This window comes from Neobacillus drentensis NBRC 102427 (assembly GCF_001591445.1).
GTDB lineage: Bacteria > Bacillota > Bacilli > Bacillales > Cytobacillaceae > Neobacillus > Neobacillus drentensis.
The window spans coordinates 34,812-52,487 of the sequence record NZ_BCUX01000012.1 but is presented as its reverse complement, the minus strand read 5'-3'; the positions used below and the strand labels follow the sequence as shown (position 1 = coordinate 52,487).

Genomic DNA, 17,676 nt, shown 5'->3' with positions numbered 1-17,676 from the left:
TACTGCCCTGCCAACTGATTTATTCATTTCTACCCTGCTGGAACCAACTCAGGCTCGTTACTGGTTACCTTCTTCTCTTTAATAATTTCTTTCAATTTGCCCCAGTTTTCTTGGAACATCGCCGTATCCATTTCTTTTAGTTCTGCTGAAATGACAGGAGTAAATTCCATTTGCGTCAAAATATCTTTCTGTAAATCTACACCTGGTGCCATTTCTGTTAAGGTAACTCTGCCGTCAATCAGTTCAAATACCGCACGCTCCGTCACATAGACGACTGGCTGATTGATTTGTGAAGCATAGGAACCACTGAAAGTGACTTGCTGAACCTTTTTAATAAATTTCTTAGCTTTACCTTCTTGTAAAATATGCAATCTGCCATCTTCCACCTTCACCTGCAGACCGCCTGCTGTAAAAGTTCCTGCAAAGACTAGTTTTTTGGCAGATTGAGAAATATTAATAAATCCGCCGCATCCGGCGACACGAGTACCAAATTTACTTACGTTTACGTTGCCAAATTCATCCGTCTGAGCCAATCCTAGAACGGATAGGTCAATACCGCCGCCATCATAAAAATCAAACTGAGAATCGTGGTCTACTATTGCTTCAGAGTTAAACGCATGGCCAAAGTCCTTCAAACCGGCTGGAACACCGCCAACAGACCCGGCTTCGGTTGTCAGCATAAGCTGATCGTTCACACCCTCTTCAGCTGCTATTGTTCCAACGCAGACTGGGATGCCCACACCAAGATTTAATATCGTATTGGGCTGAAGTTCAGCAGCGGAACGGCGGGCAATGACTTTCCGTTCATCAAGCGGAAGTGCTTCAATCCCATCCACTGGTACTTTTACTTGGCCGGAAAAGGCTGGGTTATAATAAGTGTTTTCCGTTTGGAAATGATTTTCCGGTTTCGCTACGACAATATAATCAACTAAAATCCCCGGTACTTTAATATCCTTTGGATTTAATGTGCCATTTTTAGCCACTGTCTCAACTTGAGCAATGACGATTCCTCCGGAGTTGTGTACGGCTTGAGCAACAGGCAGTACCTCCATGTGCAATCCTTCTTTTTCAAGTGTTAAGTTGCCATTCTCATCCGCTACCGTTCCGCGGATAAGACCGACCTGGATCGGAAATGATTTATAGAATAACCACTCATCTCCCTCAATCTCGATTACCTTGACGATATCTTCTTTAGTAGAAGGCGACATCTTTCCACCTTCAAGACGGGGATCAACAAATGTTCCCATTCCTACTTTTGTAATAACACCAGGTCGTTTTGCTGCTATTTCCCGGTATAACTGGGTGATAACACCTTGCGGCAGGTTATATGCTTCACATTTGTCTTCTTCGATTAATTTCGCCATGCCCGGAGAGGCAATCGCAATTCCGCCTATCCAGCGTTTGACTAATCCTTCATAACCTAGATGGCTCATTCCTTTATCACGGCGGTTACCAACTGCACTTGAATGCATAACCGTTAAGTTCTTTGGGTAACCTGTTTGTAAAAAGCGTTCCTCAATGGAAATTCCCATTTCTTCTGCCCAGCAAGACAATCCAAAACCAGTTGCGGCTAAGGTATCGCCATCCTTAATCAACTCGGCAGCTTTTGCAGCTGAAATTACTTTTGACATGTCATTCACTCCTAATTTAGTTTTAGTTTTACTGTAAGTTTCTGTTTGTGAATCATTTCACAATATTCAATAAAAAAAATGGCTTTTTCTTTTTTGTAAGCTGTTGGTAATGTTTGTGAATCATTTCACTAACATCCTATGATAGAAACTTATCCAAGTCAACCAGGCTAAAAACCTTAAAATAGCTGCCTTTGATTGTGGATTTTTTGCCTAAATCAAAACCAACGTTCACAATGATCATTTTAAAAATCATGCTATTTCAGCCGTAATTTCTACACCAAAAAACTACAGTTCAAAAATTCTCTTGTGCTCCGGGCTGATATTGTTGAACTGTTGCAAGAAAACAACAACACAAACCTTGCTCGCCTTATATAGATATTAATGGAGACTTTTAAATAATAAAAATCAGTATTTCCTTTTACAATAAGACTTGTTTTTTTTATAAAAAAATTTTTTCCACGGTCCTCTATCTTAAATATTGCAATTTTACATCAGCTAATCAACACAAGAGGATACTATCACTCTACTCTATGTGGAACAAAAAAATGTCCTTCATCCACTCGATGAAGGACAAATTCTATGTTCAGTTTTAATAAAAGCTATTAATCATGTTTTACTTGAGCTCTATGAATTTTTTCACCGAAACAGGGGGCGGTTCTTGTGATTGGCACTAAACCTCATTAATAACCATAACCGTCCCTACGGATTCAGGAATTTTTTGATGGAAAGCGTATGGTGACGGTGGTTCCTTCGCCTTTCGTGCTTTCGAAGTCAATAGTTCCATTATATTTTGCTGCGATATTATAGCAAATCATCATACCTAATCCGGTCCCTTTACTTTTTAAAGAATAAAAAGGAGTACCAAGCGACTTAATTTCTGCTTCTGACATCCCCTGACCATAATCAACTACTCTAATCTCGACGAATCCTTTATTCCTGCCAGCTGATACAAATACCGAATCACCAATTTTGGAGGCCTCAATGGCATTTTTAATAATATTTATTAAAAGTTGTTTAAACTCTATGTTGTTTGCAGCGATATAGCAATCTTCCACCCTAATTAATTCAATCTTATTATCATGTAAAAGCCCATAGGAATGAAGTAGATCGGTTACACTCTGGAGAACTACCTTTAAATTTACCGTTTCTATTTCTGTTTCTTTATTAGGCTTGGCTACAGATAAGAATTGAGTAATTACCTGTTCGGCAATATTTAATTCATCAATCAACAATGTAAAATTCCCTTTTATATCCTCACTAAATCTAGCGTCTTTTTGGTATAACTGTAAAAATCCTTTCACAACGGTCAAAGGATTTCTAATTTCATGTGCAACAGCAGCTGCCAGTTGTCCCGTTGTCTTCAAACGCTCTGCTTGCTGAATTTGTTCATAATATAATAGCTGTTTTTTGATTCTTCCTTGCGATAAATAAAAAATAAAATAGATAATTACTTGACTCCCGATAAAGTTGATAACATTTCCGAATAGATCCTGTTTTATATAGGGATATCCATTATCAAAAAGCATAATATAACCAAATGTAAACATGATGGCCACACTGTTTAATAGTAATGAAAAATAAAACAGCTTTGAATCAAAAAACAGAATCGCTATGGCAGGAATAAAACATAGAAAAATAAAGGTCGACCAAGTATCCGGATATAGAAAGAACAGCGTATAAAAGTAAGCGGACGCTGCGGTAATGATGATTAGTCTAAAAACATGAGTTATATACTTAGGATAAAGCAATAAACAGGCAGATAGAATGATAACAAGTCCGGTATGAAAAATATAACCAGCGTCAAACTTACCAAAACGTGGATTACCCATTAACAAACCAATTATCATGATCGCTATTACAATCACAACTGTAAAATAATATAACTTTTTATTTAATTGAGTATAAAAATCCTTCATACATACTCCTTTTATTTATTCAATTCTACTATAAAGATAAACAATATGGTGCTAATTTACCTGTTTTTATATTACCATATAAAATTGCCTGTCTGTCACGCCCTGGCGGAAAATGGGGACGGGTTTGGGGGAACTTAAATATTTGTCTTAGTAAATAACTTGCTACTCAACCATCCAAGATGCGGTCACTAAGTATTTGCCGGTCTACGCACTTTGGGCAGCTTTCGTTACATTTACTTTTCCTTTAATTTTTAATTAGAAGGGCTTGTTAATGTAACGAATGCTGATCCTCCTTTATTAAAGCCAAAAATATATTTTCTTTTTGATTCGACAAATCCGTATTCATTAATAAAAGAAAAAGCTCTGCAGAGATTATCCTCCACAGAGCTTTACTTTTAAAAGGAAGATCCCCGTTAGCCGGACATAAAAAGGCATCTCCTTTTTATAGTGTTATACATTACCTTTATCTGACTTTTTCACGGCATATAGTTAATACAGCATTAAGCAAAACGTTAGCACCTTTAGCGCAGTCCTCATATGAAGTTAATTCATCTTCGCGATGACTGTAACCATTTATACTTGGTACAAAAATCATTGCAGTTGGTATATAAGAGGCGATGAATTGAGCATCGTGTCCAGCACCGCTATACATTCGATTTTCTTTATAGCCTAACTCTTTACAAGTGTATTCCAAAGCATTTACTACTTCTTCATTAAAGTCAACAGTTTCCCGATCCCATAGAAGTGTTGATTTTATTGAACACCCATTTGAATTTTTAGGTAATCGCTCCACTATTCGGCTTACTTCTGCAATCACCTCGGGATCCTGATGTCTCGCCTCTAAAGTAAAGGATACCTCTGAAGGAATAACCGTATGAATATTTGGATATGCATTTATCCTTCCGATTGTGTAAACAAGATCTGGATCTAGTCTCTGTAATTGTTTTTGCATATCTGCAATCATATTAGCAGTAGTGAACATTGGATCTTTACGCATGTTAATCGGTGTTGTACCTGCATGATTAGATTCTCCATAGACAGAGATTTCGTAGCATACCATTCCTAGTACACCTACTACAACACCGATATCTAAGTTTTTCCTCTCAAGTACGGGTCCTTGTTCAATATGCAGTTCGATATAAGCGCTCGCTTCTTTTAAACGATTTTCCTCAGAGCCCTCGAAACCGCTTTCATTTAAAGCTTGAGCAAATGAAATCCCATTTTTATCTGTTGAAGAAATCATCTTCGCTTTATCAAATTTACCAGATAATACACCGGATGCCATTAGGGATGGCTCGAATCGGGCTCCTTCTTCATTTGTAAAATTGACAATCGTAATTGGATTGTCTAACTCAATCTTTTCATCCTTTATAGTATAGACAGTCTCTAAAGCAGTTAGGACACCTAGGACACCATCGAAACGTCCGCCTTTGACAACAGAGTCCAAATGAGAACCTATTACAATAGGCGGCAAGTTTTGCTTTCCTGGTAATGTTGCATACATTGTCCCCATATCGTCGTATGTTACGGTCATTCCTATTTCTTCACATAATGTTTGGAATTTCTTACGTGCTCCTATATCTTCAGCAGATAATGAAAGCCTAGTTACTCCATTGTTCTCTGTTTTGCCAAACAAACTAAATAAATCAATTAATTTTTGAAGTCGATTAGCATTACACTTTATCAAAAGAAGCCCCCCCTTTAAATTATTTAACTAATTCTTCGATTACCTTGGAACTTTCTCTTGCTACAAATATGTAAGTTATTAAACTTACACTCACTCCAATGAAAATATTAACAGCAATTGCTACAAAACCAATGTTGATATCATTAATAACACTTGGAATATTTGGAAACATATTTACTAATTTAAATGAAGTGATTGAATTAAATAATACGATGGAAACCCCTGTTATAATACCGGCAATAGCACCGTACGCATTCATAAATTTTGTATTAAAGAATCCGAAAATCAGCGCTGGCACTAATTGTGTAATTAATCCATATGACATGATGTTTAGAATAGCCAATGCATCTCCGCCTATTATACTGAAAACATAAGCAATTAATATAATGAATAAGACAAATAGTTTAGCTACGGTTAGTTGCTGACGATCGCTTGAATTTGGCTTAATCAACTTATAAAACCCTGTCATTAACCCGACTGCTCCTGACATAACCATAACGGATACCGGTACTAACGCCGTAAGTAAGCCGGCCCCACCAACAATTCCTACAAACCAAGGATCGAATGTTTGCATCGTGAGACGTAACAGTGAAAGATCACCGTCAGCACCTTGTAATCCCGGTACTTGAATAATCGCTGAAAATCCAATAAAGAAGGCAAATAAAATTAAAATGGTATACAACGGCAGAGTGATTGCATTTTTCTTTAATGCACGTTCACTTTTAGCTGATAATACTACAGTAAACGACTGTGGTAATAGGTAAAAACCAAAAGCATTTAATACGATGGTAGAAATGAACCATGACTTACTTAAGCCTTCAGATGCGAAGGTTAACGCTTCTGGTCTAACGGTTTGAATGGCTTCAAATAAAGGCTTGATGCCGCCAAAATAATGATAAGGAATATAGATACCTAAGAATACAATCACAAATAAAATCATGGCATCCTTTAATACAGCATTCCAAGCAGATCCATGGATACCAGAGATAGTAACATAAATCGTCACAATTATAGCACCGATCGTAGAAGCCATTAATGGTGAAATGGTTCCATAAGAAGCTTCTGATACGATAATTCCTAATCCTTTTAATTGGATCACGATATATGGTATTAGCGCGATTAACCCGATGAAAGCGACAACGACACCCAGAGCTTTACTGTTATAATTTTTCATAAAGTATTGGGGCTGTGAAATTACTTGATGCTTGTTGGAAAAGCGCCAAATTTTAGGGACAATCCAATAGGAAAGCACATATGCCAAGCAAATATAGGACGGAACATAGTAAGCTGCCGCACCTTTTGAATAGGCCCATCCGCTGCCGCCTAAAAAGGTAAAGGTTGTGTATACTTCACCAGCAATAAGCAGGAAGACGAATAGTGTGCCGAATCCTTTATTCCCTACCGCGAATTCATTGACGTTCATTTCTTTTCCACGGGTTGCTCGAATTCCTAAGTATAAAGCGACTAAAGCTACGAAAAAAATAATAATCAAGGCACTGTTCATTAAACTTCACTTCCTTTATTTGCAGGATCTAATTTATATACGATAAACAGAATAACCGATGATAGAATCATCCATAATACAATCCAAAATAGTAAGAATGGTAATCCTAAAATATACGGTTCAATGCGATTAGCTACTGGCAGAAGGACACACATCCCTATAAAAGGAATAATCAGTAATAATTGTGAATACTTTCTCACTTGATTCACACTCCATTCCTATAATCACTTTTTTCATAAACAATTTCACCATCTAGCATTGTTACATCCACTTTAATTTCGGTTATCTTTTCGATCGGGCAGTTTAATAGAGAAGTATTTAATATAACTAAATCTGCCAATTTACCTGCTTCAATGCTACCTTTAATCGTTTCATCAAAGCTTGCATAGGCCGCATTATACGTATACATTCGAATGGCATCCATTAGAGACACCTTTTGTTGCTGTCCAAAAGCTGTATTTTGCCGGGTTAATCGAGCAACTGCTGTGTAAATACCTACGAATGGGTTAACTGTTGTTATTGGTGCATCTGAGCCAGCTGCCGTGATTATGCCGTGGTTCAGTAAGTCCCTTGCTGCATACATATAATGAGTTCGTTCACCATAATTACGAATATAACTTTCGCCGAATTCATACGGGAATGATGGATTGAGTATCGGAATGACATTTAGCGCCTTAGCTTTTTCTTGCAAATCCGGCGGACATATTCCTAAATGCTCTACACGATGGCGATGTCCTTGGCGCGGATGTTCATGTAATAAACGTTCAATCACACTCAAATATTGCTCAATCGCCTTATCCCCTTGGGCATGTACGGTAATTTGATAATCATTTTGATGTGCTTTAGAGAAGATAGAAAAAAGTTCATCTTCTGTATACATCAAATAACCGTAATTGTTGCCATCACTTGTGTAAGGCTCACGAGTAGCAATTGTCGGTCCTGTACTGCTGCCATCAGTAAATAGTTTTGCAGGTCCAATTTTGAAAAAGTTATTGCCGGTATGGGTCATTACACCAGCCTTTAACATGTTTTTAGTAAAGTTCTCACAATCACTTAAACTAGCAATCATCGCATAAATTCTGACTTTTACTTGCTTTTTATTTGAAGCAATTTGCATTATTCTAAAGCTGTTTTCATCAAAACCTCCTGCATCGTGGACACTTGTAATTCCAAATGCAAATAATTGTTCTTGAGCTTTTGTTAGCGCATTAAATAATTCTTCCTGACTATAAGTCGCATATTGATTGAATTGTAAAAAGGCATTCTCGATGAGGCGGCCAGTAAATTTGCCACTCCTGTCTTTTTCTATCGTTCCGCCTTGAGGATTAGGGGTTGCTGCATCAATATCAGCTAACTTTAAGGCAGCTGAATTCACCACGCCGATATGCCCACAGGTACGGGTAATGACTATCGGGTGTTCTTCTGTTAGTTTATTAAGTTCCTGAATGGTGGGATAACGTTGTTCTTCTACCATTAACTCATTGAATCCAAAAACGCGTATAATTTGTCCATTTTTCGTCTTTTGGACAATGGCGGCTAATTTTTCTAATAGTTCTTGAATTGAGTTAATTGCGGGTTCTTTACAGTTGAGGTGCATTAATGTATTGCCGTATAAAAAAAGATGCATATGAGCATCAATCAGACCAGGTAAAACCGATCTTCCATGCAAATCAATGACTTTTGTTGAGGAGGATATGTGCTTTTTTATTTCTTCTGTTGTTCCTATTGCTGCAATCTTGTTATCTTCTATCAAACATGCTTCAAAGACTTCGTTTCTACTATTCACTGAAATGACTTCTCCGTTTATTAAAGCTGTCTGATTCATTGATTCACTCCCTTATCTCAATTTTTAGAATACACTAAAAAATATAACATAACTTTTTAGCAACTTGATATAAACATAATGTAAAGAAGTTCTATTTGCCGTTTTACATTATGTTATATTATTCTGTATAAAGTATTTTTTGGGGGGGAGGGTCAAAATGTCATATTCGCTAACAGTTCAAGATTTATTTGATAAAAAACATTTTCAAAAAGTGGAAATCATAGCAGGTTATGGCGGAGTATCTAATACAATTAAGTGGGTTCATATACTAGAATCGAAAGAAATCACTAGTTTAATAAAGGGCAACGAATTAATTTTAACCACAGGAATCCAACTCATTGAGGAAAAGACTCTATTCAATTTTGTAGAACAACTAATAGCAAAAGAAGCAGCCGGATTATGCATTGAGTTTGGTGAACATATTCAATCAGTACCTCATCAAGTAATCGAGTTGGCTGATTTACATTCTTTCCCGATTCTTGTGTTTAGCGAAATGGTTCCATTTATTGAAATAACACAAGAAATACATAGTATATTAATTAATCAACAGTATGAAATGATCAAACGGTTGGAGAATTATTCACAAGAAATCAACAAATTAACTTTGAAAATCACTCATTTCGAACATATTTTAATGAGACTTAATAAATATTTAAACGTTAACGTTGCCTTTATCATTAACGGCCAGCAACCGTTGTTTATTCCCAATGAGAAACACCAAATATATAGGAACTTAAGGGACAAATATGTAACAAAAGGGAGATCAAAGCATTTTGCAAAATGTGATGTAAATATATTAGAAGAACGTTATGGGGAAGTATGTATTTTCACAGAGGATCGCACTATAAATGAGTTTGAATTGTTAGTATTGGATAGAACTGTTATTGCCCTATCACAATATTTGTTACGCAGCTTATACATAGAAGAGAAACAAAATATGCACTCTCGAATGTTATTAGAATCCTGGTTAAGTGGATCAGTTGAAGATTCTGTGATCACTTCCTTCCTACTGGAACAGAGTTTTCACCATTTATTAAATTGCTCTTACTTTGTATTAATTGATCAGATAAAGAAATCAAAAAAAGAAAATGATTTAAATTATTACAAATTATACTCTCGGAATGTTTTTGAAAAAAAAGGATTCGTTTTATTTCTATTAGAGGAGAAACAAAGGCTAATTTATGTTATTGCGGATATCTATGGAAATGATATAAAACCCCGTATAATAGAATGCATAGAGAAAATCAAGAACTTTAGAAAGAATCATAAATATATAGATCTATCTGTCACTACTGCTGTCGGGCAGATTGTAAATCATTATAAATTAGTCCATCAAAGTTACGAAACGGCACAGGATACATTGTTAATCCGAAGTAAGGCTGCCCATTTTTCTTATTTTTACGAAGATCTGTACTTACATCAATTAGTTCTTCAGATGCAAAAAAATAAAGCCATTATGGATATAGCCAAAAAGTATTTAGAGCCCCTCTATGAATACGATGCTAAACATAATGGTAATTTGATTGTAACATTACAGGTTTATCTTCAATGCAATTGTCAGAAAAATGAGACATCTGAAAAGCTATTTATTGTTCGTCAAACGTTATATCATCGTTTATCAAAAATTGAAAGCTTAATAGGAAGTGATTATATGCTTCCGCCTAAGCGTCTTGCTGTTGAATTTATGGTACTCGCCACTCAATTTAATTTCCAGTCTACCGATTCTGAGAATCTCTCTTCTAAATAGTAAGAGGGATTTTTTGTCGTAAAAATAGGTTGGCAATATGTGAAACGGTATTTCAAAACATTTTACATTGTGTCTGATGATAATAGGATCATAACACTTCACAATAAAGATAGAAGAAACAAATTGTAAAGGAGTGACTCAGGATGGGTAATGTTCAAATAGGTGAAAATTTAGTCACGAAAGATGAGAAATATCTATGGCATTCAATGAAGCCGTATAACCCACAAGCTACTAGTATCATTCAAAAAGCCGAAGGAGCTTGGCTGACAGATATTGAAGGTAATCGTTATTTAGATGCAATGTCGGGATTATGGTGTGTAAATGTTGGTTATGGCAGAGAAGAAATTGCAAAAGCTGCTTATGACCAACTTCTAGAGAACAACTATACACCATTAACAAATGGGCATCCTACAGCAATTTTACTTGCTGAAAAAATCAGCGATTTATTAGGTGGAGATTATGTAGTATTTTTCTCCAATAGCGGTTCTGAGGCAAATGAAACAGCATTTAAAATCGTCAGGCAGTATTACCAGCAAAAAGGGCAAGGCAACCGTTATAAAATTGTCTCTCGTTATCGAGCCTATCACGGGAATTCAATGGGGGCTCTCGCAGCAACTGGTCAAGCAGAAAGGAAATACAAATACGAACCATTAGCACCAGGTTTTATTCATGTGAAAGCGCCCGATCAATATCGCTCCTATGAGGATGGATATAAGAATCCATGCGATTTACCATCCGTTAAAGCGGTAGACGAAATCATGACATGGGAGCATTCAGAAACCATTGCTGCGATGATATTGGAGCCGATTATTACAGGTGGCGGGGTCATTATGCCTCAAGATGATTACTTAAAAGGTGTAAAAGAAGTTTGCGAGAAGCATGGTGCCTTATTTATTGTAGATGAGGTCATTTGTGGATTTGGACGTACAGGTAAAGCCTTTGGCCATCAACATTATGGAGTTCAGCCAGACATTATTACTATGGCAAAGGGACTTACCAGCGCTTATATGCCACTTTCAGCAACCGCAGTAAAGAGAGAAGTTTATGAAGAGTTCACTAAAAGCGGCAATTATGACTTTTTCCGCCATATCAATACATTTGGAGGCTCTCCGGCGGCATGTGCAGTTGCACTAAAAAACTTAGAAATTATGGAACGAGAAAATTTATTTGAACAATCTACCCAAATGGGTTCGATTTTAATAGAAGAATTAAACGCTAAAATTTCACACCATCCTCACGTTGGTGATATTCGCGGAAAAGGATTGCTTATTGGAATCGAGTTAGTCGAAGACCGCGATACAAAAAATCCTTTACCTGTTGAGAAGGTCAATCAAGTGATTGCAAAGTGTAAAGAGCAACGACTAATTATTGGAAAAAATGGTTTAACCGTAGCAGGATATAACAACGTATTAACATTATCTCCACCATTAAATATTACGTTGGAGGAAAAAGATTTTATATTATCAACCTTAGTTCAAGCAATTGAATCTTTATAAAAATAGCAGAGCAGCTTTTTAAATCGAAAGGAGAACAGGTAGATGCCAAACATGACTGACGTGAAAGAACTTACACATTTTATTGATGGAAAAATGATCAAAGGGGAAAGCGGCCGTTTTTCGGAAGTGTTTAATCCGGCAACAGGCGAGGTTATTGCTAAAGTACCATTAGCTTCCTCAAATGAAGTGAAAGATGCAATAAAAAAAGCAGAAGCTTCCTTTCCTGCATGGCGTGATCTCTCTGTAGCTAAGCGTGCGGAAATTGTCCTGAATTTCCGAAACTTGCTAAAGGAAAATAAAGATAAAGTAATCGAATTAATCTGCATCGAAAGCGGTAAAACAGAAGAAGACGCAATGGGTGAAATTACGCGTGGATTAGAATCAGTAGATTTAGCTATTAATGCACCTCATTTCATGAAGGGTGAATACTCCGTAAATGTAGGTGGACAAATTAATGCCTATTCAGCTAAATATCCACTTGGTGTAGTGGCAGCTATCTCTCCATTTAATTTTCCAATCATGGTGCCTTTAGCGCAAACTAGCATGGCTGTAGCAGTTGGGAATGCTGTTATTTTAAAATCTTCGGAGCGCGTACCTATGACAGCTTTATATATTAGTGAATTATGGAAAGATGCAGGTCTGCCTGATGGTATTTGGACAGTAATTAATGGTGATAAAGAGGCAGTAAATGAACTACTTGAAAATCCAGCTGTACAGGCTATTTCCTTCGTTGGGTCTACACCAGTAGCCCACTATATTTATGAAACTGGCGCTAAATATGGCAAACGTGTTGTTGCCTTAGGTGGCGGAAAAAATAATATGGTGGTTATGCCGGATGCTGATTTAGAACAAGTAGCGAATGCTTTCATCAGTGCAGGGTATGGAGCTGCCTCACAACGGTGTATGGCCATTTCTACATTAATGCCGGTTGGACAAGAAACTGCTGATCGCTTGGTAGAAATTTTAAAAGAAAAGATTGATCGCTTAAAAGTAGGTGCTTTTTCAGAGGGTGCTGATTATGGCCCGGTTATTTCTGCTCAAGCGAAAGAAAACATCATAAAAGCAGTTGATCGCAGCGAAGAAGAAGGGGCAACAATCGTTTGTGATGGCCGTAATAAAGACATTACCAAAAATGACAAAGGATTCTTTTTGGCACCAACGTTACTTGACCATGTTAAACCGGGAATGAAAATTTATGAGGAAGAAGTTTTCGGTCCTGTTCGTAATATTGTCCGTGTTGATACTTTAGAGGAAGCAATCAAACTAATTAATCAGCAAGAATTAGCAAATGGTGTTACGATCTATACCAATAATGGACTGGCAGCCAGGAAATTTACCACTGAAATTGATGTAGGAATGGTTGGTGTAAACGTACCAATTCCTATTCCAGTAGGTTATCATAACTTTGCTGGTTTTAAGGGCTCAAGATTTGGCGACGGACAAATGTTTGGACCAGATCAAGCACGGTTCTATACGAAGACAAAAACGGTGTCAGAACGCTGGTTATCAGCAAGTGAAAACAGTAGTTTGTCATTTGCATTCCCTAGTAATAAATAATACAGACAGTGCCTGTCACTCCCCGAATCATGTTGATGAATTAGGGTGGTGTCAGGCACTTTTATTAATAAAACACAATTCTTCTTAGGAGGGCTTAAGTTGAAACAAGTTAAAATCAGTGCATGCCAATTTCGTGTAGAAAAAGTAGATTCATTTGAAGAATTTGAAAAACAGGTGCTGGAACTAATTGACCAAGTTCCTTCTGATACAGATTACGTCGTATTCCCAGAACTTTTTACAGTAGGACTCCTCGCAAGTTTCCCGGATGCAGATAAGTTAACAGCTGCGGAATTAACCAAGATAGATGATTACACCGTTCAGTATAAGGAATTGTTCCGTCGTCTTGCACAAAGCAGACAACAAATCATCATCGCCGGCTCTCATCTAGAAAAGCGAGAAGATAAATATTTTAATATCGCCTATATTTTTGATCAAGATGGGTCTTATGTAGAACATAAAAAAACGCACATTTTTCCTGCTGAGGCAAATTGGCAAACATCCGAAGGAGATACGCTAGAGGTATTTTCTATTGGTCTTGCGAAAATCGGGCTGGCGGTTTGCTATGAAGCGGAAATTCCTGAAGTGTCCCGAATTTTAAGTGCAAATGGAGCGGAAATCATTTTCTGTCCATCCTACACATTTACGGAAGCAGGATTCTGGCGGGTACGCCACTCGGCACAGGCACGCGCAATCGAAAATCAAGTATATTTTGTTCACTGTCCGACTGTAGGTGAGCCTGGGGCTCCATTGCCAAATGGCTTTGGCCGTTCCTCCATACTCAGTCCCTGCGACCTGGCTTGGACGCCGAACGGAATTGTGGCAGAAGCCGAAACAAATAAACATACCGTAGTCACTGGTACCGTTGACATTGATGAACTATATGAAAATAGAAAAACAGGTGCCGCAACTACCTTTGTAGACCGCACCCGCCGTGAAGATCTTTATTCAAAATATGAGCCCTATAAATCTATAAGCCTCGAAAAAACAAGAAGTTGAAATCTTAAAAGCCAAACTGTCCGTAGACTTAAAGCTGTTTTACATTGCTGGTGAGTTTTCGGGCATTTTTTTATTGGCAGGATCTTTTATGAATGTAAAAAAAGCCAAAATACGCAAGTAGTGTATGAAAACTTGCATATAATAGGCTTTTTATTTTTATTCTTTATTAAGTGGGGGCCCGAGCCTCCACTCTTTTGATTTGGGGGATCAGGTTAAGCACCCGAGATGATATATAGAAGGAAAAATTCCGCTTAATTATTAATTACGACTAAAAAAAGCTTAAATAGACGGAGAGATTCCACCTATTCACTCGAAAAATTCGAAAATGAGAGATTTTGCTTTGCTTAATCGGAAAACCTCCCCTTATTTGCCCCTAAACGAGCTCCATTCTGCATTTAACCGGAAAAGCTCCGCTTATTTTACTTTTGCTTATTGAAAAAGGATTTAAAAATTAAGTATGCGAAACAATGATCTCGCATTCTCCATCCAACTCAAACTCTCCAAACCCAACAGGAATAATAAAATGGGTTCCCTTCCCTAATTCATATTTTTCACCATTATGGATGAGTGATCCCTGTCCCTTAATCACACTGAAAAGCAAGTATTGCTCATCAAATGAAAAGGATACCTTCCCATGGATATCCCATTTATAAACAGAGAAAAATTCCGAATCCACAAAAGTCGTAACCATGGCATTTTCTAATTCCTCCACTCGCGGCGAATTCATTGCATTGTGATGAGGCACTTTCGTTACCTCAATCGCCTTTTCTATATGCAAATCACGCAGGTTCCCTTCCGCATCCATGCGATCAAAATCATAAACCCGATAGGTAGTGTCAGAACTCTGTTGCGTTTCCAATACGAGCGTTCCTTCACACAAAGCATGGATCGTTCCACTTGGGACATAGAAAAAGTCACCCGGCTTGATTTTAACACGGCGCAGCAGGCCGTTCCATTTCCCCTCATTAATATGCTGGATTAGTTCTTCCTTTGATTGGGCGTTATGTCCAAAGATTATATCCGCCTCTTCTTTGCAGTCGATAATATACCAACATTCTGTCTTTCCAAGCTCACCGTTTTCATTCACCTTTGCAAAGGCATCATCGGGATGAACCTGTACGGATAAATCCATATTGGCATCCAAAATCTTGGTAAGCAGCGGAAATACCTCTTTCTTTTGACTTCCAAATAACTCAGGATGCTCACTCCAGAGATTGTCCAAGGTCATGCCGGCATATGGACCGTTTTCAATGACCGAAGGGCCGTTTGGATGAGCAGAAATAGCCCAGCATTCTCCTGTTAGTTCTGATGAAATTTCATATCCAAATTCCTTTTGTAATGCCGTTCCGCCCCAAATTCTCTCTTTAAAAACAGGTTTTAATATTAATGGCTGCAAAATAGCCTCCTCCTAATGATGTAAATTTGATAGCTCGGGGACGGTTCTCCCGGCCCCAAAAAGGCCACAAGAACCGTCCCCATGACCCACTCATGGTCACCCATGGTCAAGCATTTTGTATTGGGCTTTCACTAATTCATAATAGATTCCTTGTTTAGCCATGAGATTTTCATGATTTCCCTGCTCCAGGATATCACCGTGATCAAGAACCAGGATGTTGTCGGCTTCCCGGATTGTTGATAACCTGTGGGCAATCATAATTGCTGTTCTTCCTTTTAATAACGTTCTTAATGCCTTTTGAATCTTGACCTCTGATTCCGTGTCAATACTTGCGGTGGCTTCATCCAAAATGAGAATTTTTGGCTCAGCGAGAAGGGCCCTGGCGAAAGAAAGGAGCTGGCGCTCACCCACCGACAAGATATTGCCCCGCTCTTCCACCTCCGTTTGATAGCCATTCGCAAGCTGGTTAATAAACGAATCGGCTCCTACTACCTTCGCGGCAGCGATCACTTCCTCGTCACTGGCTCCCGGATTTCCAAAACGAATATTTTCCATAATCGTTCCTGAAAAGATAAACGTGTCCTGCAGGACCACACCTATTTGCGAGCGGAGACCCACAATCGACAATTCGTCAATGGGATGGCCATCGATTTTGACAACACCCGAGGTAGCATCATAGAAGCGACTGATCAAGTTAGCAATGGTCGTCTTCCCGGAGCCCGTATGGCCGACAAGCGCAAACGTCTCTCCCGCTTTTATTGAAAAAGAAATACCGTTTAGCGCCTTTCTTGATCCATCATAGGAAAATTCCACATCCTCAAAATCAATCTTCCCTTTAATAGAAGAGAGAATCATAGGTTTGGAGGCCTCCGACACAAGCGGTCTTTCATCTAAAAACTCAAAAATCCGCTCCGAAGAGGCCATTCCAATCAACAGCTGATTATACAACTGGCCAAGACGCGAAATCGGCTCCCAGAACATCCCTAAATAAAAGGCAAAGGAGACAAATTCCCCGATTGTACTTGCACCTCCCGAAACAAGAAAAGCCCCGTACCAGATGAGAATGGCCGTCCCCAAAGCATTGGTGACCTCGACAAACGGTCCAAACATGGCATTTTTATGGACTGCTTGTTTCCAAGTTTCAAAGTTTTCCTGGTTGACTCCCTTAAAAAATTGAATGTTTTCTTTTTCTTGGGTAAAGGCCTGCGTGACGCGGATGCCTTGAATGCTTTCATTTAAATGGGAATTGAGCTTCGACTGGACGAGCCGAACCGATTGCCACTGCAGCCTGATTTTTTTTCGCAGGCTGGTGGAGATGAAAAACATGATCGGCAAAATCACCATAATCGCAATCGTTAATTTGGCATTCAAAGAAAATAAGATAATAATAACCGACAGCAATAGGAGAAAATCGGTTAATAGATTAATAACACCACTTGTAAACAGCTCCTGCAGGGAATTAATATCATTCATAATCCTCACAAGAATCGACCCGCCCGAACGCTGGTCGAAGAACCTGTGTGATAGGGACTGTACATGTGTAAACAAATGCTGCCGCAAATCATAAATGACATTTTGCCCAAGCTTATTCATCCAGCGGATTCTTAGCAAATTGACAAAATAGGATAAAACATACAACCCTGAAATGATGAAAACCAGCTGGAGCAATAAGGTTGTATCTTTTTCAACAATCGCCTTGTCGAGGGTATAGACGCCAATTAAAATCGGAATGATTAAACGGATGGCTGTTGAAATGATCACTGTCATAAATGAAAGAGGCAGTAAATTTTTTGTATAGGGCTTTAAGTATTGCAGCAAGCGCCACATCTGTTGCCAGTTAAACGATTTATCAATCACTTCATCCTGAGAGTAATGAAACCGCTCGAGGATGAGTTGTTTCTTTCGTTGTTCCTCCATGTTT

At 38.2% G+C, this 17,676-nt stretch carries 12 protein-coding genes; 4 read left to right on the top strand and 8 right to left on the bottom strand.

Annotated features, from left to right (window positions below):
* Positions 1-29: 29 nt before the first annotated feature.
* From BDR01S_RS07385 to BDR01S_RS07360, 6 genes are all read right to left on the bottom strand, one after another.
* A complete protein-coding gene (locus BDR01S_RS07385) occupies positions 30-1,631 on the bottom strand; it encodes an acyl CoA:acetate/3-ketoacid CoA transferase (RefSeq protein WP_066250319.1) in 1,602 nt (533 codons plus the stop codon).
* A gap of 707 nt (positions 1,632-2,338) precedes the next feature.
* Entirely contained in the window at positions 2,339-3,547 is a 1,209-nt protein-coding gene (locus BDR01S_RS07380; RefSeq protein ID WP_066250316.1) for an ATP-binding protein, read from the bottom strand.
* 463 nt (positions 3,548-4,010) lie between these two features.
* Positions 4,011-5,234 (bottom strand): Zn-dependent hydrolase, encoded by a 1,224-nt coding sequence (locus BDR01S_RS07375; RefSeq protein WP_066250313.1) that lies wholly within the window; start codon positions 5,232-5,234, stop codon positions 4,011-4,013.
* 19 nt (positions 5,235-5,253) lie between these two features.
* Positions 5,254-6,738 (bottom strand): sodium:solute symporter family protein, encoded by a 1,485-nt coding sequence (locus BDR01S_RS07370; RefSeq protein ID WP_066250311.1) that lies wholly within the window; start codon positions 6,736-6,738, stop codon positions 5,254-5,256.
* Positions 6,738-6,938 (bottom strand): DUF3311 domain-containing protein, encoded by a 201-nt coding sequence (locus BDR01S_RS07365; RefSeq protein ID WP_066250307.1) that lies wholly within the window; start codon positions 6,936-6,938, stop codon positions 6,738-6,740. Before BDR01S_RS07365 ends, BDR01S_RS07370 begins: the two co-directional genes overlap by 1 nt.
* Positions 6,939-6,943: 5 nt before the next feature.
* Positions 6,944-8,563, bottom strand: coding sequence for an amidohydrolase (locus BDR01S_RS07360; RefSeq protein ID WP_066250304.1), 1,620 nt, complete (start codon positions 8,561-8,563; stop codon positions 6,944-6,946).
* A gap of 157 nt (positions 8,564-8,720) precedes the next feature.
* Here BDR01S_RS07360 and BDR01S_RS07355 point away from each other — a divergent pair, with 157 nt between their 5' ends.
* From BDR01S_RS07355 to BDR01S_RS07340, 4 genes are all read left to right on the top strand, one after another.
* On the top strand, positions 8,721-10,310 hold the full coding sequence (locus BDR01S_RS07355) for a PucR family transcriptional regulator (protein WP_066250302.1): 1,590 nt from the start codon (positions 8,721-8,723) through the stop codon (positions 10,308-10,310).
* 143 nt (positions 10,311-10,453) lie between these two features.
* Positions 10,454-11,806 (top strand): aspartate aminotransferase family protein, encoded by a 1,353-nt coding sequence (locus BDR01S_RS07350; protein ID WP_066250299.1) that lies wholly within the window; start codon positions 10,454-10,456, stop codon positions 11,804-11,806.
* 42 nt (positions 11,807-11,848) lie between these two features.
* Entirely contained in the window at positions 11,849-13,363 is a 1,515-nt protein-coding gene (locus tag BDR01S_RS07345; protein WP_066250297.1) for a CoA-acylating methylmalonate-semialdehyde dehydrogenase, read from the top strand.
* 99 nt (positions 13,364-13,462) lie between these two features.
* Positions 13,463-14,359, top strand: a complete 897-nt coding sequence (locus BDR01S_RS07340; RefSeq protein ID WP_066250292.1) for a carbon-nitrogen hydrolase family protein — start codon at positions 13,463-13,465, stop codon at positions 14,357-14,359.
* A 451-nt stretch (positions 14,360-14,810) separates the two neighbouring features.
* Here the strand turns inward: BDR01S_RS07340 and manA are convergent, their stop codons facing one another.
* Both manA and BDR01S_RS07330 read right to left on the bottom strand, forming a co-directional pair.
* Positions 14,811-15,758, bottom strand: coding sequence for a mannose-6-phosphate isomerase, class I (manA, locus tag BDR01S_RS07335; RefSeq protein ID WP_066250289.1), 948 nt, complete (start codon positions 15,756-15,758; stop codon positions 14,811-14,813).
* 93 nt (positions 15,759-15,851) lie between these two features.
* Positions 15,852-17,672: an ABC transporter ATP-binding protein gene (locus BDR01S_RS07330; protein ID WP_066250284.1), complete on the bottom strand. Its 1,821-nt coding sequence runs from the start codon at positions 17,670-17,672 to the stop codon at positions 15,852-15,854.
* Positions 17,673-17,676 lie beyond the last annotated feature (4 nt).